Source organism: Alkalimonas amylolytica (assembly GCF_900107845.1).
GTDB classification, from domain to species: domain Bacteria; phylum Pseudomonadota; class Gammaproteobacteria; order Enterobacterales; family Alteromonadaceae; genus Alkalimonas; species Alkalimonas amylolytica.
The window spans coordinates 132,483-151,975 of sequence record NZ_FNRM01000003.1 but is presented as its reverse complement, the minus strand read 5'-3'; the positions used below and the strand labels follow the sequence as shown (position 1 = coordinate 151,975).

At 49.6% G+C, this 19,493-nt stretch carries 15 protein-coding genes; 6 read left to right on the top strand and 9 right to left on the bottom strand.

The annotated features are described in order from the left end of the window. Positions 1 to 74: 74 nt before the first annotated feature. A complete protein-coding gene (cspD, locus tag BLW37_RS06940; protein ID WP_091341344.1) occupies positions 75 to 299 on the bottom strand; it encodes a cold shock domain-containing protein CspD in 225 nt (74 codons plus the stop codon). A 191-nt stretch (positions 300 to 490) separates the two neighbouring features. On the opposite strand from cspD, the gene clpS reads away from it, so the two are divergent. Next, positions 491 to 811 carry an ATP-dependent Clp protease adapter ClpS gene (gene clpS, locus BLW37_RS06935; RefSeq protein ID WP_091341343.1) on the top strand — a complete coding sequence of 107 codons (321 nt, stop codon included), beginning with the start codon at positions 491 to 493 and terminating at the stop codon, positions 809 to 811. Between the two features lie 51 nt (positions 812 to 862). Continuing rightward, the gene (clpA, locus tag BLW37_RS06930; RefSeq protein ID WP_091341341.1) at positions 863 to 3,121 is read left to right on the top strand and encodes an ATP-dependent Clp protease ATP-binding subunit ClpA; all 2,259 of its coding nucleotides are present in this window, start codon (positions 863 to 865) and stop codon (positions 3,119 to 3,121) included. 72 nt (positions 3,122 to 3,193) lie between these two features. On the opposite strand, the gene infA is transcribed toward clpA, so the two are convergent. The 4 genes from infA to trxB form a co-directional block, all read right to left on the bottom strand. Beyond that, a complete protein-coding gene (infA, locus tag BLW37_RS06925) occupies positions 3,194 to 3,412 on the bottom strand; it encodes a translation initiation factor IF-1 (protein ID WP_091341339.1) in 219 nt (72 codons plus the stop codon). Positions 3,413 to 3,500: 88 nt separating this feature from the next. Then, positions 3,501 to 4,202, bottom strand: a complete 702-nt coding sequence (locus BLW37_RS06920) for an arginyltransferase (RefSeq protein WP_091341338.1) — start codon at positions 4,200 to 4,202, stop codon at positions 3,501 to 3,503. Then, positions 4,195 to 4,908 (bottom strand): leucyl/phenylalanyl-tRNA--protein transferase, encoded by a 714-nt coding sequence (aat, locus tag BLW37_RS06915; RefSeq protein WP_091341336.1) that lies wholly within the window; start codon positions 4,906 to 4,908, stop codon positions 4,195 to 4,197. Before aat ends, BLW37_RS06920 begins: the two co-directional genes overlap by 8 nt. A 6-nt stretch (positions 4,909 to 4,914) precedes the next feature. Next, a complete protein-coding gene (gene trxB / locus BLW37_RS06910; protein ID WP_091341334.1) occupies positions 4,915 to 5,871 on the bottom strand; it encodes a thioredoxin-disulfide reductase in 957 nt (318 codons plus the stop codon). Positions 5,872 to 6,069: 198 nt separating this feature from the next. Between trxB and BLW37_RS06905 the strand changes: the two genes are divergently transcribed. Both BLW37_RS06905 and BLW37_RS06900 read left to right on the top strand, forming a co-directional pair. After that, entirely contained in the window at positions 6,070 to 9,333 is a 3,264-nt protein-coding gene (locus BLW37_RS06905) for a sensor histidine kinase (RefSeq protein ID WP_091341333.1), read from the top strand. A gap of 155 nt (positions 9,334 to 9,488) precedes the next feature. Then, positions 9,489 to 11,102 carry a S8 family serine peptidase gene (locus tag BLW37_RS06900; protein ID WP_091341331.1) on the top strand — a complete coding sequence of 538 codons (1,614 nt, stop codon included), beginning with the start codon at positions 9,489 to 9,491 and terminating at the stop codon, positions 11,100 to 11,102. A 76-nt stretch (positions 11,103 to 11,178) separates the two neighbouring features. Here BLW37_RS06900 and BLW37_RS06895 read toward each other — a convergent pair whose 3' ends face one another. Beyond that, positions 11,179 to 11,550, bottom strand: coding sequence for a hypothetical protein (locus BLW37_RS06895; RefSeq protein WP_091341329.1), 372 nt, complete (start codon positions 11,548 to 11,550; stop codon positions 11,179 to 11,181). A 131-nt stretch (positions 11,551 to 11,681) separates the two neighbouring features. Here BLW37_RS06895 and BLW37_RS06890 point away from each other — a divergent pair, with 131 nt between their 5' ends. Next, positions 11,682 to 12,446 carry a Nif3-like dinuclear metal center hexameric protein gene (locus BLW37_RS06890; protein WP_091341328.1) on the top strand — a complete coding sequence of 255 codons (765 nt, stop codon included), beginning with the start codon at positions 11,682 to 11,684 and terminating at the stop codon, positions 12,444 to 12,446. Positions 12,447 to 12,458: 12 nt separating this feature from the next. Here the strand turns inward: BLW37_RS06890 and BLW37_RS06885 are convergent, their stop codons facing one another. Next, positions 12,459 to 13,217 (bottom strand): YdcF family protein, encoded by a 759-nt coding sequence (locus BLW37_RS06885; RefSeq protein WP_171907570.1) that lies wholly within the window; start codon positions 13,215 to 13,217, stop codon positions 12,459 to 12,461. Positions 13,218 to 13,227: 10 nt separating this feature from the next. Here BLW37_RS06885 and BLW37_RS06880 point away from each other — a divergent pair, with 10 nt between their 5' ends. Beyond that, entirely contained in the window at positions 13,228 to 13,995 is a 768-nt protein-coding gene (locus tag BLW37_RS06880) for a methyltransferase domain-containing protein (protein ID WP_091342003.1), read from the top strand. Between the two features lie 6 nt (positions 13,996 to 14,001). Here BLW37_RS06880 and tamB read toward each other — a convergent pair whose 3' ends face one another. Then, positions 14,002 to 17,748, bottom strand: a complete 3,747-nt coding sequence (gene tamB, locus BLW37_RS06875; RefSeq protein WP_091341326.1) for an autotransporter assembly complex protein TamB — start codon at positions 17,746 to 17,748, stop codon at positions 14,002 to 14,004. After that, entirely contained in the window at positions 17,745 to 19,481 is a 1,737-nt protein-coding gene (tamA, locus tag BLW37_RS06870) for an autotransporter assembly complex protein TamA (RefSeq protein WP_091341325.1), read from the bottom strand. The genes tamB and tamA overlap by 4 nt, the downstream gene beginning before the upstream one ends. Positions 19,482 to 19,493: the final 12 nt, after the last annotated feature.

Here is a 19,493-nt window from a genome sequence, read left to right as displayed (position 1 = left end):
AAGCGCAAAAAAGTCCCAGGCACTGCATGCAGTGCCTGTTTGTTTTTCCGGACAAATCAGTGCTGAACTAGTGTTCAGACGTCTGACTTTTCCTCACCTGGCAGGACAATATTGACTGCATGCAGCCCTTTCGGGCCTTCTGCCAAATCAAACTGGACATCCTGCCCGGCTTTCAGGGTACGGTAACCATCCATTGCAATGGTGGAGTAGTGCGCAAAAATGTCTTCATCTCTGCCATCTTCCCGGATAAATCCAAAGCCTTTGGCATTGTTGAACCATTTTACTTTACCGGTAGCCATACTACTTACATCCTTCTTTAAGTGAGCTAAATTCTGTGTGCAGGTATAATAATTACAGGGCAAATGCGTTACCCTAGTACTTACTGTAGATAATTTGCTCAGACAGTCAAGTTTTTTGCAATTAAATCTCTGGTTTTTTACGATTAATTAATCTGGTCTGTTTTATGATCGATAAGGCGTAGCGAAAGCGTATGAGTTGGTTTAAAGAATTAGCGAGTCAGCAGGAGGGGTTGGAGGAGCTAACCCGGCAGAAGGTTGAGCCTCCATCCATGTATCGGGTTATTCTACACAATGATGATTACACACCGATGGACTTTGTCATTGATGTGCTGACCCGTTTTTTTAATATGCAGTATGAACAAGCAAGTGAAGTCATGTTGCAGGTTCACCACAAAGGCAGCGCTACCTGTGGGGTCTTTACCGCCGAAATTGCTGAGACTAAGGTACTGCAGGTAACAGAATATGCAAAATCCCACGAACATCCATTGCTTTGTTCGATGGAACGAGCTTAACTTAAGGTATAAGCACCAGCACCAAACTAAGATGCAGTCAGGAGTCCATCTATGTTGAATAAAGATCTCGAGTTGACACTGAATCTGGCGTTTCGTTTTGCCAGAGAGCGTCGTCATGAGTACATGACTGTTGAGCACTTGTTGCTTGCCCTATTGGACAACCCAGCCGCTGGTGATGCGCTGAAATCCTGTGGTGCCAATATTGAAAAACTTCGTCTGGAATTGGCCACCTTTATCGATTCTACCACGCCTTTATTGCCCGATGGCGATGCAGAACGGGATACTCAGCCTACCCTTGGTTTTCAACGCGTGTTGCAGCGAGCGGTTTTTCATGTGCAATCCTCAGGTAAAACCGAGGTGACTGGCGCCAATGTGCTGGTTGCCATTTTTAGCGAACAGGAATCACAAGCCGTTTACTTACTAAAAAAAGTCGATATCAGCCGTTTGGATGTAGTCAATTACATTTCTCATGGTGTGATCAAAACTGAAAAACTGGAACAGCATGACGAGCGGGCACAGGATGATTTATCCGAAGCGCCTGCAGAGGAAGCACGCTCTCTGGATAACTTTACAGCCAATTTAAATGCTTTGGCCAAGCAAGGGCAGATTGATCCTTTGATTGGCCGGGATGCGGAGCTGGAGCGAGCCATCCAGGTGTTGTGTCGTCGCAAAAAAAACAACCCGTTGTTGGTTGGCGAGGCCGGTGTGGGGAAAACAGCCATTGCCGAGGGCCTGGCGTTTCGCATCGTTAATCAACAAGTGCCAGCGGTGATTGAGAATGCCACCATTTACTCATTGGATATGGGAGCTTTGCTGGCAGGCACCAAATACCGCGGTGACTTTGAAAAGCGCTTGAAGTCCTTACTGAAAGAGCTGGAAAAAGAAGAGGGTGCAATTCTTTTTATTGATGAAATCCATACGGTGATTGGTGCCGGTGCTGCCTCCGGTGGTGTGATGGATGCCTCAAACTTGATCAAACCATTGCTGTCGAGTGGACGTTTGCGTTGCATCGGCTCTACCACTTACCAGGAGTTTAAAAACATCTTTGAAAAAGACACTGCACTGGTACGTCGCTTTCAAAAAATTGATGTGACTGAGCCTAGCGTGGAAGATACCACCCGCATCTTACAAGGCTTAAAAGAACGTTACGAAAAACATCATAGTGTGCGCTATACGCAAAAAGCGTTGCGGGCGGCTGCTGAGTTATCCGCTAAATACATCAATGAACGGCACTTGCCGGATAAAGCCATCGATGTGATTGATGAAGCGGGCGCTAGTCAGCGGTTGTTGCCGGAATCACGCCGTAAAAAAGTGATTAATGTGCCGGATATTGAGCATGTGATTGCGAAAATGGCCCGCATTCCGGAGAAGTCTGTGTCGGCCTCCGATCGCGATGTGCTAAGTAATCTGGATCGAAACTTGAAGCTGGTGGTGTTTGGTCAGGATGGTGCTATCGATGCGCTCACCGCGGCGATCCGCTTGTCGCGCTCTGGCCTTGGTAGCGAAGAAAAGCCAATTGGTAGCTTCCTGTTTGCTGGCCCAACCGGCGTGGGTAAGACTGAAGTGACCAAGCAACTGGCCCGGGTGATGGGGGTGGAGCTGTTGCGTTTTGATATGTCCGAATACGTTGAGCGCCATGCCATCAGTCGCTTGATAGGAGCGCCTCCGGGCTATGTTGGTTTTGAGCAGGGTGGTTTGCTGACTGATGCGGTGTCGAAACATCCTTATGCCGTGGTGTTATTGGATGAGATTGAAAAGGCACACAGTGACATCTACAACATTCTGCTGCAGGTGATGGATCACGGTACCCTGACCGACAACAATGGCCGTAAAATTGATTTTCGTAATATTGTGCTGGTGATGACCACCAATGCTGGGGTGCAGGAAACGGTGCGAAAATCCATCGGTTTTCAGCAGCAGGATCACAGCCATGATGCGATGGCGGAGATCAATCGTACCTTTACGCCTGAGTTCCGCAACCGGCTGGATAGCATTATCTGGTTCGAGCATTTGGACAGCACCATTATCTTGCAAGTGGTCGACAAGTTTATCTGCGAGTTACAGGCTCAGTTGGATAAGAAACAGGTTTCGCTGGAGTTGTCTGCTGAAGCCAGAGCCTGGTTGGCTGAGCAAGGCTACGATCGTGCCATGGGAGCACGACCAATGGCCCGTTTAATCCAGGAACAGCTGAAAAAGCCACTGGCCAACGAGATCCTGTTTGGGCGCTTGCTACAAGGTGGTGATGTTCGCGTCGAGCTGCTGGGTAATAAATTGAGCTTCGTGTTCCAGGAGGAGCCTGAACCAGCCTAGTGCTTACTGCCACGCAAAAAACCCGCTATAGCGGGTTTTTTTATGTTCTGGCCATAGGCCGGGAAGCTGGGCTTAGCGCTGACGGAACACGATACGACCCTTGCTTAGATCGTAGGGGGTCAGTTCAACAGTGACTTTGTCGCCAGTCAGGATCCGAATATAGTGCTTACGCATTTTGCCGGAAATATGGGCAATAACCACGTGGCCGTTTTCCAGCTCAACTTTAAACATGGTGTTTGGCAAGGTATCTAAAATGGTGCCTTGCATTTCAATTACATCTTCTTTCGCCATTCAGCGTACTCGCCTCTGATAGTGTGAAAAATAAAACAGCGCAGATTGTGCCGAAATACGCCAGTCTTGTAAAGCAAGACCGGCTTTTTTAACCAATTGACCGCCACTTTTCTGATGAAAAGCGCTGCTGTGGCAGAAACTCTGCCTTGTAGGCCATTTTAGCACAGTCCGCCACATAATAGCCTAAGTGAAGATAGTCTTTCTGCTGCAGCTGGGCCTGCTCAATAAGCAACAGGATTGCCAATATACCAGGAGAATAGCGCTGATAAGCTGGATGATAGAAGGTATAGACCGCAGACAACACCTTGTCCAGCACATCCACGACACTGACGGCAATCAAGGTCTGCTGATGATAAACTTCCAGCACCTCGACATTCGCCCAATGGCACTCTAGTAACGAGTCTAGCTGCTGCTGACTGGGTGGATACATAGCGCCATCGGGATGGCGAGCCTCGATATAGTGCTTATAGAGTGGGTAATAGCTTTTCGCTGCAGGTTTACCAAATCGAAGCTGTAGCTGATCGCGTTTGGCCTTTCGTAAAATACGCTGCTGACGTCGGTTTGCTCGAAATGCACGGACATCCAGTCGTACCGACTGGCACTCTTGGCATGCGGCGCAGTGGGGGCGGTACACATCATTGCCTGAACGGCGAAAATTATGTTGCAACAATTGTTGATAAAGACTGGCGTCGATTGGGTATGAGGGTAATAAAAATATCACCTGCTCCTGTTGAGCCGGGAGGTAACTGCAAGGTGCAGGTGCTGTCAGCCCGAAAGTCAACTCAGTCATCAGATACCAGCAAAGACTGAGCATGCCAGCAAGCTCTATCCATTGGCTTGGCAGCCAATTTTTGTAACAGCGAAACGAAATCTGCTCTCATCATAGACTGAACGCCCAGTTGCTGCAGGTAGTCGTTTGGTAACTGGCAATCAATCCAACCACCCTCAAAACGCTGCAGTTGTTGTTGCAAAGCAATTAAGGCCAGTCGGGCAGTGCCCGGCTGACGATTGAACATCGACTCGCCACAAAATAGCTGGCCAATAGTAAGCCCATAGAGACCACCAACCAGTTGCTCATGCTGCCAGACCTCAATGCTATGCGCATGCCCCTGAAGATGCAGTTGGTAATAGGCTTGCTGCATCTGAGGCACAATCCAGGTATCACTTTGCTTGGTTCTGGGGGCCGCACAGCTTGCAACTACCTGACGGAATGCCTTATTTACACTGAACTGATAAGCCATTCGTCGATGCTGCTTGCGCAAGGTACGATTGAACTGCAGTTGTCCTGGTTCAAATAAGGCTCGTACTGAAGGGCTCCACCACAAAATTGGATCACCCTGGCAAAACCAGGGGAAGATACCTTGTTGATAAGCCGCCAGTAAACGGGCAGGGGAAAGATCCCCGCCCATTGCCAGCAGGCCATCAGGCTCAGTCAAAGCCTCACTCAGTGCCGGAAAGCTGAGTGAAGGACCAAGTTCCGGCAGAAATATTGGCACTATGATTTAGCTGTTCAGTGCATCCAGGTAGCGTTCTGCATCCAGCGCTGCCATACAACCGCTGCCCGCAGAGGTAATAGCCTGACGATAGATATGATCCATCACATCGCCAGCGGCAAAGACACCTTCAATGCTGGTTTGGGTGGCATTGCCCTCGGTACCGGATTGTACCTTGAGATAACCATTGTGCATCTCGAGCTGGCCGGCGAAAATATCGGTGTTGGGTTTATGGCCAATGGCAATAAACACACCCTGCACATCCAGTTGTGCCGGCGCTTCACCAATACTGGATTTTAACCGTACCCCGGTTACGCCCATCTCATCACCTAACACTTCATCCAGCTCACGGTGCAGGTGCAAAATAATGTTGCCGGTTTCGACTTTTTTCATCAACCGGTCGATCAGGATCTTCTCCGAACGGAAGCTGTCACGACGGTGCACCAAGTGAACTTCAGAGGCAATATTTGACAGGTAGAGTGCTTCTTCCACCGCAGTGTTGCCACCTCCTACGACTACTACTTTTTGGTTGCGGTAGAAAAAACCATCGCAGGTAGCGCAAGCAGAGACACCGCGACCACTGTAGGCTTGCTCGGACTCCAGACCAAGGTATTTGGCAGAGGCTCCGGTACAGATAATCAGTGCATCGCAACTGTATGTGCCATTATCACCCTGTAAGGTAAAGGGACGTTGTTTTAGGTTCACCGTGTGGATGTGATCAAACACAATTTCGGTATCAAAGGTTTCTGCGTGTTCTTTCATCCGGTCCATCAAAGCCGGTCCGGTCAGTCCATGTGGATCGCCAGGCCAGTTTTCGACCTCGGTGGTGGTGGTCAGTTGGCCTCCTTGCTGCATGCCAGTGATGAGCACCGGTTTGAGATTAGCTCGGGCTGCGTAAACTGCAGCAGTATAGCCGGCAGGGCCAGAACCCAGGATAAGCAATTGACTGTGTTTGATCTCTGACATCAGAGTACTCCATGGTTTATGTTCATTCGCATATGGGGCTGATTCTACGGAAAGGCAAGCCTGAGCGAAAGTGTTCCACGGTAAATTGCCATTTCTTCCGTGTAAACCTATTTTAATGCATGAACAATGGTGAATGTTTTGACGGCACCTGCAGTTCGATTTAAAGTGAATGACAGGCGTTTTAAATGGATTTGACCTTTGAACAAAGCCCTTACCCTATTGTTATTGGTATTTGCTTTCATAATATCCCTCAATGTTCAAGCGAATATCAATCGCATTGGCATTGATGATGGACTACCCAACACCACCATCTTTGCTGTTGTGCAGGATGAACTTGGTTTTATCTGGTTAGGAACGACCGATTCTGGCTTGCTGCGGTTTGATGGCTATCAATTTATCCAGGTGCCTTTATTAACAGAACAAGAAGCGCAGCAGGAACCGTTTACCGATGTCGGGGTGTTATTGCTCGATAGCGAGCAACAGCTCTGGGCTGGAACCTGGGGGCAAGGGGTAAGCCGGCTGGATCCATCTCGTAGCTCCTTAACTCGTTTTCTAACGGATGGCTATCAGGTTCAATCCTTGTTGGAGGCGGATGATGGTGCGCTTTGGGTCGGCACGACTGCAGGTTTGTTTCGCATCGCATCGGACGATCAGGTCTCTCAGATTGGCAGTGCCGATAGTGAGCAGCCACTTTTACACCAGCGTGTTTGGAGCCTGGCGAAAGGCGCGCAAGGCGAAATATGGATTGGTACCAGTCAAGGGGTGCATCGCTGGCATGCCTCTGCTGGGTTGCAAGTTGGGCGTTCACTGTTTCCTGAGGCTGCCACAAGTAGCCGGCAGAATGAGGCCAGAGCCTTGTACTTTGCCAGGGATAAAGTCTGGGTTGGCTCTCGCTCAGGTTTACTTGCGTTTGAACCTGATAGTTGGCAACGCCAGGTTTTTTCGGTACCAGGCGAGGGAGAATATGATTTCCCGCCTATTCTCAACACAATTTACCCGATATCATCTGAGTTGCTGGTGATTGGTAGCTACGAAGGTCTATTTCAATTCGACGTAATCAATAACAGTTACAAGTTCTTTCGGCAGGAAGCTTCTTTGCTGCCTAGTTTGAATATTCGCTCGGTGTTGCTGGATAAAAGCGGGGTGCTCTGGCTTGGTACTCGTGATGGCGGTTTGTATCATACCCGTTTTGCTCGCAGCGCTTTTAGCGAATTAACTTTAGCAGATTTGCCTGAGTGGCAACGACGCTATGAACTGTCCGTCAACAGTCTCAATGCAAGCCAGCCTGGTATTCTTTGGTTTGGAACTTCTGAACGATTGTACCGGATGCAACTTAGTAGTGGTGAAATCAGCAGTTATGAGACTTCGGCCAGAGTCAATCGGATTGTAAGCTCACCCAGCGGTCAAATATTTATCGCCACTGAAGCCGGTTTATTTCATTACCTGCCAGAGCAGGACCAGATAGAGCCCTATCAGATACCTTTTACGAGTTTTGCCAGCAGTCCCATTATTAGGGATATGGTGGTCTTGCCAGATAGTAGCATCTGGTTTGGACTTTGGGGCCAGGGGGTCTTGCATTATCATCAAGATAGCGGACGTACAAGGCATTTTGCGGAGGATTTTCAACGGCAACGAGCCAACGAAGTCGTCCAAACCTTGTATGCAATGCCGGATGGGCGCGTGTGGGCGGGTACCCGCTACAATGGCCTTTACTTGCTGGATGCCAATGAAGGCGTTGTTCAACAGCTCAATCTTGCCAATAATAGTTGGCTCCCCTCCAATACCATTCAGTGTCTGAATCGGGATGCCCAAGGCGTCTTGATCGTTTGTACCAACCGGGGGACTTTGTTTTGGCAGCCTGACACCGACAGTTATAAAGTCCTCTATGCCAGTGATGGGCTAGCCAGTGATCATATGCTGGGGGCTTTGCACTGGGATGATCGCACCTGGTTAGTGAGTGCTCATGGGTTGAGTCTGATATCTCCGGAGTTCGAAAACATTGTTACTTTTACCCATAAGGATGGTTTATCAGCAACGGAGCTCAATGCCGGGGCTATCTCTGCTGCCGCAGACGGCAGTTTGTATTTGGGGACTTTAAACGGCCTTAGTAAAGCAGAGCCAGAGCAGTTGTGGGTGAATCAACAGCCTCCCGCGCCAATGGTTACGGCTTATCGTATTAATCATGGTGAGTTGATCCCCTTATTTCTTCATCCGAACCAAGCGGCTTTGCAACTTCAACCTGGTCAGAACAGCCTGGAGCTTAATTTTTCGGCGATGGATTATCACGATGTGAGCCGAAATCAGTATCGTTACCGGCTAAAAGGTTTTGATGAGCGCTGGATTTATGCTGCTGAGCGCCCCAATGCCTTTTATTCAAACCTACCACCCGGGCGTTATCAATTTCAGGTGATGGCTAGCAATAATCATGGCTTGATGTCTGACCAGATGGATGTATTACAACTTGAAATCCTGCCTTATTGGTGGCAGCAAACTGGTTATCAGTTGTTATTGATTGTATTGTTGTTGCTGTTTGCTTTGGTGGCCCATTGGTATCGATTACAGCATATTCGTCAAGTCAACCGTTTGCTAAAGCAATCGATTGAAGAGAAAGGCGAAGCTCAGATGTTGCTGGAAAGCAAAGTGGCTGAACGTACCAAAGCATTGGAGCAAAGCTCGGCTGCTCTGTCACTGCGAACAAGACAACTTGAGAAGAGTATGCAGCAGTTGTCGCAAAGTAATCAGCGATTAAAGCAACTCAACCAGATAAAAGATGAGTTTATTTCTACCGTCAGTCATGAGCTTCGAACACCCTTAACCTCGATTCGAGGAGCTTTATCCCTGATCGATAATAAAATAGTGTCACCCGCTCAAGCCAGTTATCAAGAGTTGATTACTGCTGCTTTACGAAATAGCGAACGCTTGTCTGAGCTTATTAATGATCTGCTGGATGTGCAGAAGTTTGCTGCTGGAAAAATGAGTTTGAGGTCTGAACACATTCAGCTGCAAGATCTGATAGTGGATGCTATAGCGGGTATTGCTGAGTACGCTCATCGCTTTGATGTCGCTATTGGTTTCAACGCTGAAGACCATGTTCCACTTGTGGTAGGAGACAAGATGCGGCTACGTCAGGTTCTGGATAACCTATTGTCCAATGCAATTAAGTTTTCTCCGCCAGGGAGTGAGGTTCGTGTATGTCTGAAAGATCATGGCAATATGTTGCAAGTGACTGTTGCCGATCTTGGCTGTGGGATTGCGGAGAGCTTTAAAGCCAGGGTGTTTGAAAAATTTGCCCAAGCCGATGCTTCAGATAGCAAACAGGTACAGGGTACAGGGTTGGGGTTGGTCATTTGTAAAAACATCATTGAAGCTCATGGCGGTGAGATCGGCTTTGAAGCAAATCAGCCGCAGGGAACCTGCTTTTGGTTTCGGCTGTTAGTTGTTCCTACAACAAACAAAAATTAACAAAAAAGCACGGTATCAGGTACGATGTAATAATTTTATCATGAATTTATGGGTTTTTGTGTGTTTTTTTTGTGCAGTTGTCCGCGTTACACTCTTTGTGAAAGGACAATAAAAACATGGAGGTGTCATTAGAATAACACTGGAACATAAAAAAAATGAACAACACAAAAGCAACCAAGTTAGCACTGGCTATTGCCAGTACCTTCACCTTGTCTGGTATCGCTGGTACTGTAATCGCAGATGATCGCACAGGTCTGAGTTCTGCAAGTCAAGGATCTTCTCATTCACTGAGACCTGATAACCGACAGTCTGAGCGTTACATCATCAAGTTTCAAGCACCGGAGTTATTAGCAGCGGCAGGTATTAAGGCGGCTGCGGATTTTGAGCGTCTATCCGATGCAGAAGCGTTCTCAGTTCAAGCCGCGGAACATGTATTGGCACAGTATCAGGTAAACGCCATTATGCACCTGGACATCGTACAGGCCAGTGTGGCTGAATTAAGTCGTCAACAGTACTATGAGCTTGCAAAACATCCAGCGGTTGAATACATCGAACTGGACCACAAGCGTTATATTGCTGATGTCATTACACCCATGGCTCAGACCACGCCTTACGGCATCACTATGGTGCAAGCCAATCAGGTGAGTGATGCCAACGCGACCAATATGAAGGTCTGTGTGATTGATACGGGGTATCAGTATGGCCATCCTGATTTGCCAACTTCTGGAGTCACAGGTTCATCGTTTTCTGGCCATGGCACCTGGCACACCGATGGCAATGGGCACGGCACTCATGTTGCTGGTACCATTGTTGCGTTAAACAACAACATCGGTGTTGTGGGGGTGTTACCATCTGGACTGGTGGGGTTACACAACGTAAAAATCTTCAATAACTCAGGCAATTGGACCAATGCTTCAAACCTGATCCAGGCGATACAATCGTGTCAGAACGCCGGTGCCAAGGTGGTCAACATGAGTTTGGGGGGGGGCAGCTCCAATACCACCGAGCGCAATGCAATGAATAGTTTCAATAACAGCGGTATGTTGTTGGTTGCTGCAGCAGGAAATGCTGGTAACACCAGCTTTTCTTATCCAGCGTCGTACGATGCTGTGGTATCGGTTGCTGCGGTTGATGCCAATAAAAACCTAGCCAGCTTTTCACAGCGAAATTCTCAGGTTGAAATTTCTGGCCCCGGTGTGAATGTTGCGTCTACCTGGATAAACAGTGGCTATCGCAGTATCAGTGGTACCTCGATGGCTTCACCTCATGTTGCCGGTGTTGCCGCCCTGGTGTGGAGCAATCATCCGCAATGCACCAATACCCAGATTCGAAACGTACTCAATCTGACCGCAGAGCGTCGTGGAACTTCAGGCAGAAACACCTCTTTTGGCTGGGGTATTGTTCGCGCTAAGGCCGCGCATGACTGGATCACCAACAATGGATGTGACGGCAGTGGTGGTGGTGGTAACCCAGGTGGCGGCCAAACTTTCCATAATCTGTCAGGCTCTACCGGACAGTGGTTACGTGGCAGTTACAACATCCCGTCTGGCGTCAGTCAGCTTACTTTCCGCATTACTGGTGGTACAGGTGATGCCGACTTGTACATACGTTATGGGAATGCGCCGACTGAGCAAGTATGGGATTGCCGGCCATACCGGAATGGCAATGAAGAAGTTTGTACCTTTAATAACCCTCAGGCTGGCACCTGGCATGTTGGCATCCGTGGCTACACGGCTTTCTCTGGTCTGACGTTCAGTTACCAGTATTAAAATAATACGATGAGATGTTAAAAAGCTTGCCGGTGTTGACCGGCAAGCTTTTTATATAACAGAGTGGTTTATGGAATCAGCGCGCACCCCGTGGCATGCGTTGCCCATCGCCGATGTGCTTAGCCCAGCTGGCAGCAGCGGCCTGCTGCGCTAATGGGCGTGACTTGCCCACTATAGTGGCCGCTACTTTTTTCTTTGCAGCCGGTTTTGCTGTTGGCTTTTCAGCTGATTTCGCTGCTGGCTTGGCGGCCGCTTTTGCAGGTTTGGTTGGTGCTTTTGTAGCACCATAACTTTGAGCTAACTCAGATAGCTCTGCTAAGCGAATATTTTTACCACCATCCACGCTAAACCAGCCAGGTTTTTGCTCCAGCTGCGGCTCTTTACCAAAAGCAGCTTTGTATGCAGCAGTGAACTCAGCGATGACTTGGTCTTTGTCCAGTTTGCTCATTGATTGTTCCTGTTGTAGTTAGAGTCGGGTGCTGATTAGTTATACAACATTCACTGCTTTCTGACAAATTTGCGTCTATGTTGTGCTCTGTCCGGCTGTTAGAATGACCTCTTGCAGAGTAGGAGAAAACTATGACCACCATTCATCGTCAGCTTATGCTGTCACTGCTTACCAACAAACTTAACCCTGAGCAGGTATCAGATTACTGTCCGAATGGTTTGCAGGTTGAAGGCAAAGCTGAAATCGCTAAAGTTGTAACTGGGGTCACCGCTTCTCAGGCCTTGATTGATGCTGCCATTGCCTCAAAAGCGGATGCCATTCTGGTGCATCATGGCTACTTTTGGAAAGGCGAAGCGGCCAGCATCACAGGCATGAAAAAAAAGCGCCTGCAGGCATTACTGCAACACGATATAAATTTGTTTGCGTACCACCTGCCGCTGGATGTGCACTCAGAGCTTGGGAATAATGCGCAACTTGGCCAGCTACTTGAGTTAACGGATGTGCAGCCATTGGTTGGGGTTCAACCGACTGGTGTTGTCATGTATGGTCGTTACCCACAGGCAAAAACGCTGGACCAGGTGGCTGCTTTGTTGGAGCAAAAATTAGGACGTCCAGTACTAAGCCATAGTGCCGGTCAGCAAGTGGTGCAGCAGTTAGCCTGGTGTACTGGTGGTGGTCAGGGCTACATAGATGCCGCTGCACACGCTGGAGCCGATCTCTTTATTTCCGGTGAAGTATCGGAGCAAACCATTCACAGTTCTCGCGAGCAATGCATTCATTTTATTGCGGCCGGTCATCATGCTACTGAGCGCTATGGCGTCAAGGCGTTAGGTGAATGGCTGGCTGCTGAATCCGGTATTGCCGTAGAGTTTATTGATATACCGAACCCAGCTTAGTGCTTTGCACACTCAGGGGTTTTCCGGATCCCACCACAGCTTTAAGCGTTGTTGCCAAAGCCCCAGGTATTCGTAATGTGCCAGCGTGAGTGTACGAATGCCCTGTGGCGAAGGTAGGTAGCCGGCTATGCCGTGCTCAGCTACTGGACGCCTTACCTGGTAATGGGCAGGCGCAGCTGTCACATTTGCACCATAGTAGTCAAACCAACGCTTGGCGCGTGGCATGTGGATAGCCGAAGTAACCAGTACATTGCGTTGATCAACGAGCAAAGGCGCAGCTGAAGCTGCTTCTTGCTGCGTATTGGTAGGTTCAGTAAGGCGGAGAATTTTGTGTTCATGTACGCCCAAAGCTATGGCGAAATCCGCTGCTAGCTGGGTATGGTTGCCTGATAGCCCGGTTAAGTGTCCACTTACAATCAACCTGGCCTCAGGATGTTGATGCCAAAGCATGATGGCCTCGGTTAGTCTGGCTAATGAACACTCGGCCAGTCGGCTACTTAACGGTAAATAAGTATAATCACTGTGATAGCAGCCAAGGACAATGATATTATCGACACCAGCGCTAGACTGATATGTCGGGTAGCGAAGCTCTAGTCTGGCTGCTAAGCGCTCGGTGACTGCACTGCTGCTGCCAAGCCAAAGTGCTACGATTGCAGGGAACAACAACCACAGGCCTGCTTTCCTTTTGAAAGTGCAAAGGACAGCTGCGAGCAACAACCAGAGCAGCAACAATGGCAAAGGCATCAGTAAAGATTTTAGCAGAGGATCCATTGGGTCATTCATGAGCAAATTAAACGATCGTAATTTTGACAGCATAGCGCAGAAATTCCAACGCAACATTTATCAAACCACAAAAGGTCAGCTGCGCCAGCAGGTGTTGTTACGTGATTTGCTTGAGTTGCCCGAGTTTCAAAAGCCGCAGCACATTCTGGACGTAGGAGCCGGCCAGGGGCAGCTTGCACTGGAACTTGCCAAGCTCGGTCACACAATATGTTTAACGGATATATCGGCTGCCATGCTGCAGTTGGCAGCCGAGCAAGCCGAAGCACTTGGGCTTAGCCATCAGCTCCATTGTCAGCAAAGCAGTTTGCAGCAGTTAAGTGCTCAGGGTGAGAAGTATTCTATTGTGCTGTGCCATGCCATGCTGGAGTGGCTGGCAGAGCCGGAAGCTGCCATTAGGCAGTTAAAAGCTCTACTAACAAAGGGGGGGCTGCTGTCGCTGATGTTTTACAACCTGGATGCCAAGCGCTTTGGCAACCTGATTTATGGCAACTTTGACTACGTGAACGATGGTTTAAGTAAGCGTAAAACGGTATCACTCAGCCCACAACATCCGCTGGTACCTACTGAGGTGCTAAGTTGGTGCGACACTGAAGGTTTTGAGGTGATCAGTAAGACAGGTGTGCGTTGTTTTCATGACTATTTGCGCCAGCCGGCGATGCAACAAAGTCATTTCTCAGAGCTACTTGCGATGGAGCTTAAATACAATCGGCAAGAGCCTTATGCGTCCTTGGGGAAATACGTTCATTTGTTGCTAAGAGCCGGGTAAGGGTATTCAATCAAATTCAAAGCGGTAAAGTATATCCACCGATTGTTCCAGCCCTGTCACGCTTTCCAGGTAGAGGTTACGCATCAAGCGATAGCGTAAAGTAAACTCGCCGAAAGGCTCGAAAATGCCAACGCCGTATTTTATTTGTAAATTCCGGGTCAGATAGCCACTGACGGTGACCTGGGATTGATCGCCGCTTCCTGCCGTATCCAGTGTTAAGTCTTGTACGCCAAAAGCTTCACCAATATTACCAACCAGTTTTGAGCTGGACGCCAAGCCAAGGCCAATCAGGCTTGTTGTCACCGGATTGGCCCCACTACCGGACTCACTGTCCAAGTTTCGGCCAAGCAGTAGGTAGGAGGTAGCGTTCGCTTGAGCCATAGCCGGTTCAGAGAAAATTTGGAAGGTCGGCTCATCGGCTGGACCGCTCACCCGGATCCCGGCAATGACATCATCTTCGATATTGTCCGGGTTGCGGATGGCCTCAAGGTTTAAAAACGGTTGATCGGCTGGACCATTGAACAGCAATTGACCTCGGCGGATCAATAAATCCTGACCATAGGAGCGAAAGGTACCATCTACCAGGTTTAACTCACCATAAAGGCGAGGGTGTTCACTGTCCTGTCGTACTTGCAAACTGCCAGCTATGTGGCTGCGCAGGCCAAAGGCTGCAAAACGGACTTGGTCGCCAAGGCGAACCCTGATGTCGGTATGAATGGCTATAGGTCGGCTATCACTGGCTTCGGTCAGTGGCACAAAGTCTTCATCGGTAAGTACTTCATCGCGGCTGATGCTGACTGCGGCATCTGGTAGGCTGTCAATCACCATGCGCGCCCAGGGAATATCAATCGTGCCGCTGATCAGCGCGCGTTCGGGGTTTACCGTTAGCATCAGATCCGGCTGGACCTGCATCCGGCCCAGCGGGATCTGAACAGATAACGCATCTCCCTGAATATTCAGCCCAGCTTGCCAGGCGGCAAGATCAGTCCATTGGCTATCCCCCCGCAACCTGACTTGCCCCTGAGGGGTCTGAACAAAGCCCTGCAAAACAGCACTGTCATTTTTGAAGTCAATCGACAGCTCACCTTGCTCGATATCAATAGGGGACATCTGACCACGCACTGAGACATCCCGAATGGTTAGATGGCCGGTGACATCCGGCTGCTGCAAGGGGCCTTCAATACGGATCCGACTATTCAGTATGGCGCTGAGCTGGCTGTACTCATCCAGTAAAGGTTGTAAAAACTCGAAACTAAACTGATCGATCTGGATATCAGCGGCCAGCTGCCTGTCATCGCTGGCCAATTCCTGCAAGGCCAGTTGACCCTGCATGCGGCCTTGTTCAGTAACTGCCAGTTGCCAGCTCATGGAAAACTGATCCTGCTCCAGGGTAGCTTGCAACTGCAGATCGCGCCAGGGTAATTCCAGAGGATGGTCGTAGTGGTAGCTCAACTGTCCTTGTTCGCTTCGAAGCGCAAGGGATACGCCTAAAGGGGAGTCAGCGTGCCAGCTTAGCTGGCTGTTTGCCTGCAGGCGGCCTTCCAAGTCGGTAAAGATGGGCAGCCAAGGCTCTAACCAACTAAGTTCGAAGTCCTGCATCGCGAGTTTCAGCTCTGCCTGTTGCTGGCTGATTACGCTGTCCTGCTGCAAACAAAGGCTTGCAGCTTCACGCTGCCAACAATGAGCTGACAATAATAGCTGCTGCTGATCCACTAGAAGTTGCATCTGCAGAGGTTGTTGCAGCTGCCAGAGCCCAAGGTCGCTGCTTAGCCAGCTATTGTGCCATTGAGTAGACCAACGCTGTTCGTTGCGCTCAAACTGGCCGCTCAGATTCAGCTCTGCACTTAATGTGTTGCCCATGACAGTCAACTGCAGTTGATGTTCATGTTCAGTGCCTGACAGCTCGAGCTGAATCCCATCGAGCTGATGGTCTTGCAGCTGAAATTGTTCAAGTGTCATCTTCAGCTGCGTTTGCATTGGTTGACGACTATCCAACTCACCGCTGAGTGTCGCATTTTGGATCGACCCTAAATCTTGCCAGCCCAGTGCGCTGCCTGAAAGTTCTAGCTGCAAGGCTGGAGTGTTTCTTGGGCCAGTCAGTGCTACTTTTCCAGCAAGTTCGCCTTGGGCATTTGCAACCGAGTCGGAAAAGTCAACGATAAATACCTCGGCAGCCATCTGCCACTGATCGGTGAGTGTACCCTGAAGTACAAGTCGGTTTTGACCATGGTGCAAGCGGAGGGGAAGAACACTCAACTCAATAGCACCAGAGCCATCGGTATCCTCTAAAGAAAGTTGTCCATCGAGACGAAGTGGAAACTCCCTTAGCCAGCCAGATAGTTGTACCTCAGGAATATGCAATTGCCAACCTTGCTCTGGTGTCAGAGCACCATTCAGTTGACTGCTGCCAAAGATAAGTCCCGGATAGTCTGGCCAATGCAAGCCTGGATCCAATTGTTCAAACTGCCAGCGGCTGCGCCAGGCCACCTGCTCTTTGAAATCCAGCTCACCAGAGGCATGGATCTGCCCACCTAAGGTACCCAGTATTAGTTGCTCCACCTGAAGTTGTTGGCTGTTGAGCTTCGCATCCAGCTGAATGCTGGTAGCCGGAATTAACTCACCGCGAACATGGCTTTTCAGATGTGCATTGAGCTGCTGCAGGTTGCCTTCGGCCACCAGCTTGGTGTCGGTGAGCTGATACTCTGGCTCGGTATCAAGCGGCCATTGCAAGGCGTCACTTTGCAGCTGCAGTTTAAAAGGGAGCTTATCGGTTAATAAATCCAGTTCGGCACTGACCTGAGACTGCAGGATGCCATCTACCGACAATTGCAGCATCAGGGCAGATAGATCCCCTGTGATGGCGGCAGTTAGCTGGGTTTCTCCAGTCAACAAACTGGGGTGAGACAGCTGCAGACTGGCCAGGATTGGATAGTTTTGCTGAGGGGAAAGTTCAAGCTGAGCTTTAAGCTCCACGTGATCCTGGCGTGCACTGAAATCAATCAGCTGCAGTTTACGACGTTCCAGCAGCAAACCGAATTGAACGTGATCAAGCAGCAACTCATGATTCAGGCTAAGCTGGTGCAGCTGAAACTCAATCATATCGAGTTGCAGCGGAAACAATAGCTCAGGCAACTGCAGGCCTTGCCAGGTTAACAACTCTGTACTATCAGGCTGCCCTAACACAGGTTCTGAGGTAGCTTCCTTGTTAGCGTTGGTCACAATGGCTAACTGATGTGCAGCCGTTGGTTGCAGTACAAGTCGATTGCCCCACAGCTCAAAGCTGCTGTCAAACTGGTGCAGTGTCACGGTTAAGTCGGTCGTTTGAAACGCCAACTGATTGAGTTGAAGCTGGCGAATGTTGATAGGGAATGGAACCCAAATCTGAGGCAACGCAAGCTCAGTATTGTCAGCATCGTTAGTGGCAGGTTCCGGTTGTAGCTGAATATCTACGTGAGCCAGTTGCAGTCGATTAATACACAAACTAAAGCCGAACAGGCAGGGGAGATGGTTGTCTACCTCAAGCCGATCTATCTTAAGTTGGATACCCTCTTGGGCAAAATGCAGTTGGTGCAACGTAAAGCCATTTAGCAGGTTGCCTTCTGCCTTACCTATGCTCAGTTCGGGCACCATGCGTTCGAGTACCCAGAGGTTAAAACGAAGCCCTGGCTGACTGAAGGCAAGCACGACCGTAAGCAGCACAAACAGCAGCACGCTGTACCAAAAACCTTTATTCAGTTTAAGCAGCCACTTCATAACTCTGGCCCCAGTGAAAAGTGCAACTGAAACTGGCGCGATTTGCCGGTACTATGATCGAGACCCCAGGCAAAGTCCAGCCGCACGGGCCCAATCGGAGAGGCCCAACGAATGCCAAGCCCAACGCCACGTTTCCAGTCCGGATCTGTACTCCAGGCACTGCCATAATCGGCAAAAGTTGCCAGCCACCAGTTGCCAGCCACGCGGTATTGATACTCAGCACTGCCTGTCAACATATAACGACCACCTAATAAGCGATCTTCATCATCCCGTGGAGCTACCCGCTCATAGCCGTAACCTCGAATGCTGCCATCGCCGCCGGCAAAGAATCGCAGACTAGGGGGGAGTGCTGTGGCTTCTTCCAGCAAAATTGCACCGGCATCGAGTCGGGTCACTATTCGGTGGTCACTACCAAAACTAGCAATGTAGTTGGCTCTGCTACGAAAGCGAATAAAACGACTGTCGGATCCCCAGGCCCTGTCAGAGGTTTCCATTGAAAAGAGCAAGCGATCACCACGGGTAGGCATCATACCGCCTTGACTACGGCTTCGGGTAAAGCTGAACCCTGGCATCAGCAGGTTACTCCTGTCTTCCTGTTCTGCCTGCATGAACTCGGAGTAGAGCCAGCGCATGGAGACTGTACGATACCACTTATTGCTGAGTAACCAGTGCCGCTCTGCTGCAATGGTATAATCCTGGCCTTTGCCATCCTGGTTGTCGAAATTCTTCACACCAAACTGAAACTGATAAAAATCCTGCGCCACGTTGCGAAGTGGCAAGCGATAAGATGACTCCAGGCTCTGTTCAATTTCGGATAAAGCCAGGCGATTATTCAGGCTATGCCCTCGATCGTTCAACCAAGGCCTGTTCCAGTTGGCTTTTAAGCGTGCTCCTTGTACATCGGCATAACCTACACCAAGCTCCATGCTGTTGCGTGCTCTGGGTTCCAACTTTACATGCAGTGGAACGGTGCCATCACTGTCTTCCAGTGACTCGCCATCAGGCTCGATCAAAATAGAGCCAAACCAGTTGGTATTGGCGATGGCTTGATTAAACTCACCCAACTGACTGGCAAGGTATGGATCACCACTTTGGAATGGGATCAAGGAAAAGAGTCGGGGTTCCTGGATTTGTGAGCCAGTAAAACGCACATCGCCAAAACGGTAACGCTGCCCGCTGTCAAAGTGCACTGTTAATCTGGCTTCTTGTCGTGCTTCGGATACGGCTAGTATATTCTTGCTGAAATCCGCTTTGAAATAGCCTTTTCGTAGCGCAAGATTACCCATACTGCTTTTGAGTTGCTCGTAGCGACCATGATGTACTGCATCGCCTACCTTTGGTGCCAGCCGCTCTTTCAGTGCAATGAAGTCTGCATCGGTTGCGGCTTCGCCCTGAATCTGAATATCAATTTGTTGGTAGCGGGTGACGGGCCCCTGTTCTATCGTCATGACCAGGGTGGTGCCCCGGGCTGGTCGTTCTATGCTGAACTCAATGTTGGGGTGATAGTAGCCCAAAGCCCTTAATGCTGCTCTTGCTTCTTGCTCAAGCCGTGCCTGAAAACGCAGTGATGTTGAGACATCCCCATTGGCGAAGTTGGCCAGATACAGTTCTACATTGTCTCTGACAGAGCCTGATACTCCCTGAACTTGCAGACGGGTTTGGCCCTCAGCCAAAGTGACAAAGGAAGTCGTCAGTAATAAGAGCGTAACCAGTGCAGCGCGAACAAAAAACATCACTTTGGCATT

Coding starts and splice junctions, on each gene's coding strand:
- tamB (WP_091341326.1), bottom strand. CDS start 17,748: ATGAAGTGGCTGCTTAAACTGAATAAAGGTTTTTGGTACAGCGTGCTG.
- BLW37_RS06885 (WP_171907570.1), bottom strand. CDS start 13,217: ATGGATCCTCTGCTAAAATCTTTACTGATGCCTTTGCCATTGTTGCTG.
- infA (WP_091341339.1), bottom strand. CDS start 3,412: ATGGCGAAAGAAGATGTAATTGAAATGCAAGGCACCATTTTAGATACC.
- BLW37_RS06890 (WP_091341328.1), top strand. CDS start 11,682: ATGACCACCATTCATCGTCAGCTTATGCTGTCACTGCTTACCAACAAA.
- clpS (WP_091341343.1), top strand. CDS start 491: ATGAGTTGGTTTAAAGAATTAGCGAGTCAGCAGGAGGGGTTGGAGGAG.
- tamA (WP_091341325.1), bottom strand. CDS start 19,481: ATGTTTTTTGTTCGCGCTGCACTGGTTACGCTCTTATTACTGACGACT.
- BLW37_RS06895 (WP_091341329.1), bottom strand. CDS start 11,550: ATGAGCAAACTGGACAAAGACCAAGTCATCGCTGAGTTCACTGCTGCA.
- BLW37_RS06920 (WP_091341338.1), bottom strand. CDS start 4,202: ATGACTGAGTTGACTTTCGGGCTGACAGCACCTGCACCTTGCAGTTAC.
- BLW37_RS06880 (WP_091342003.1), top strand. CDS start 13,228: ATGAGCAAATTAAACGATCGTAATTTTGACAGCATAGCGCAGAAATTC.
- cspD (WP_091341344.1), bottom strand. CDS start 299: ATGGCTACCGGTAAAGTAAAATGGTTCAACAATGCCAAAGGCTTTGGA.
- BLW37_RS06900 (WP_091341331.1), top strand. CDS start 9,489: ATGAACAACACAAAAGCAACCAAGTTAGCACTGGCTATTGCCAGTACC.
- trxB (WP_091341334.1), bottom strand. CDS start 5,871: ATGTCAGAGATCAAACACAGTCAATTGCTTATCCTGGGTTCTGGCCCT.
- clpA (WP_091341341.1), top strand. CDS start 863: ATGTTGAATAAAGATCTCGAGTTGACACTGAATCTGGCGTTTCGTTTT.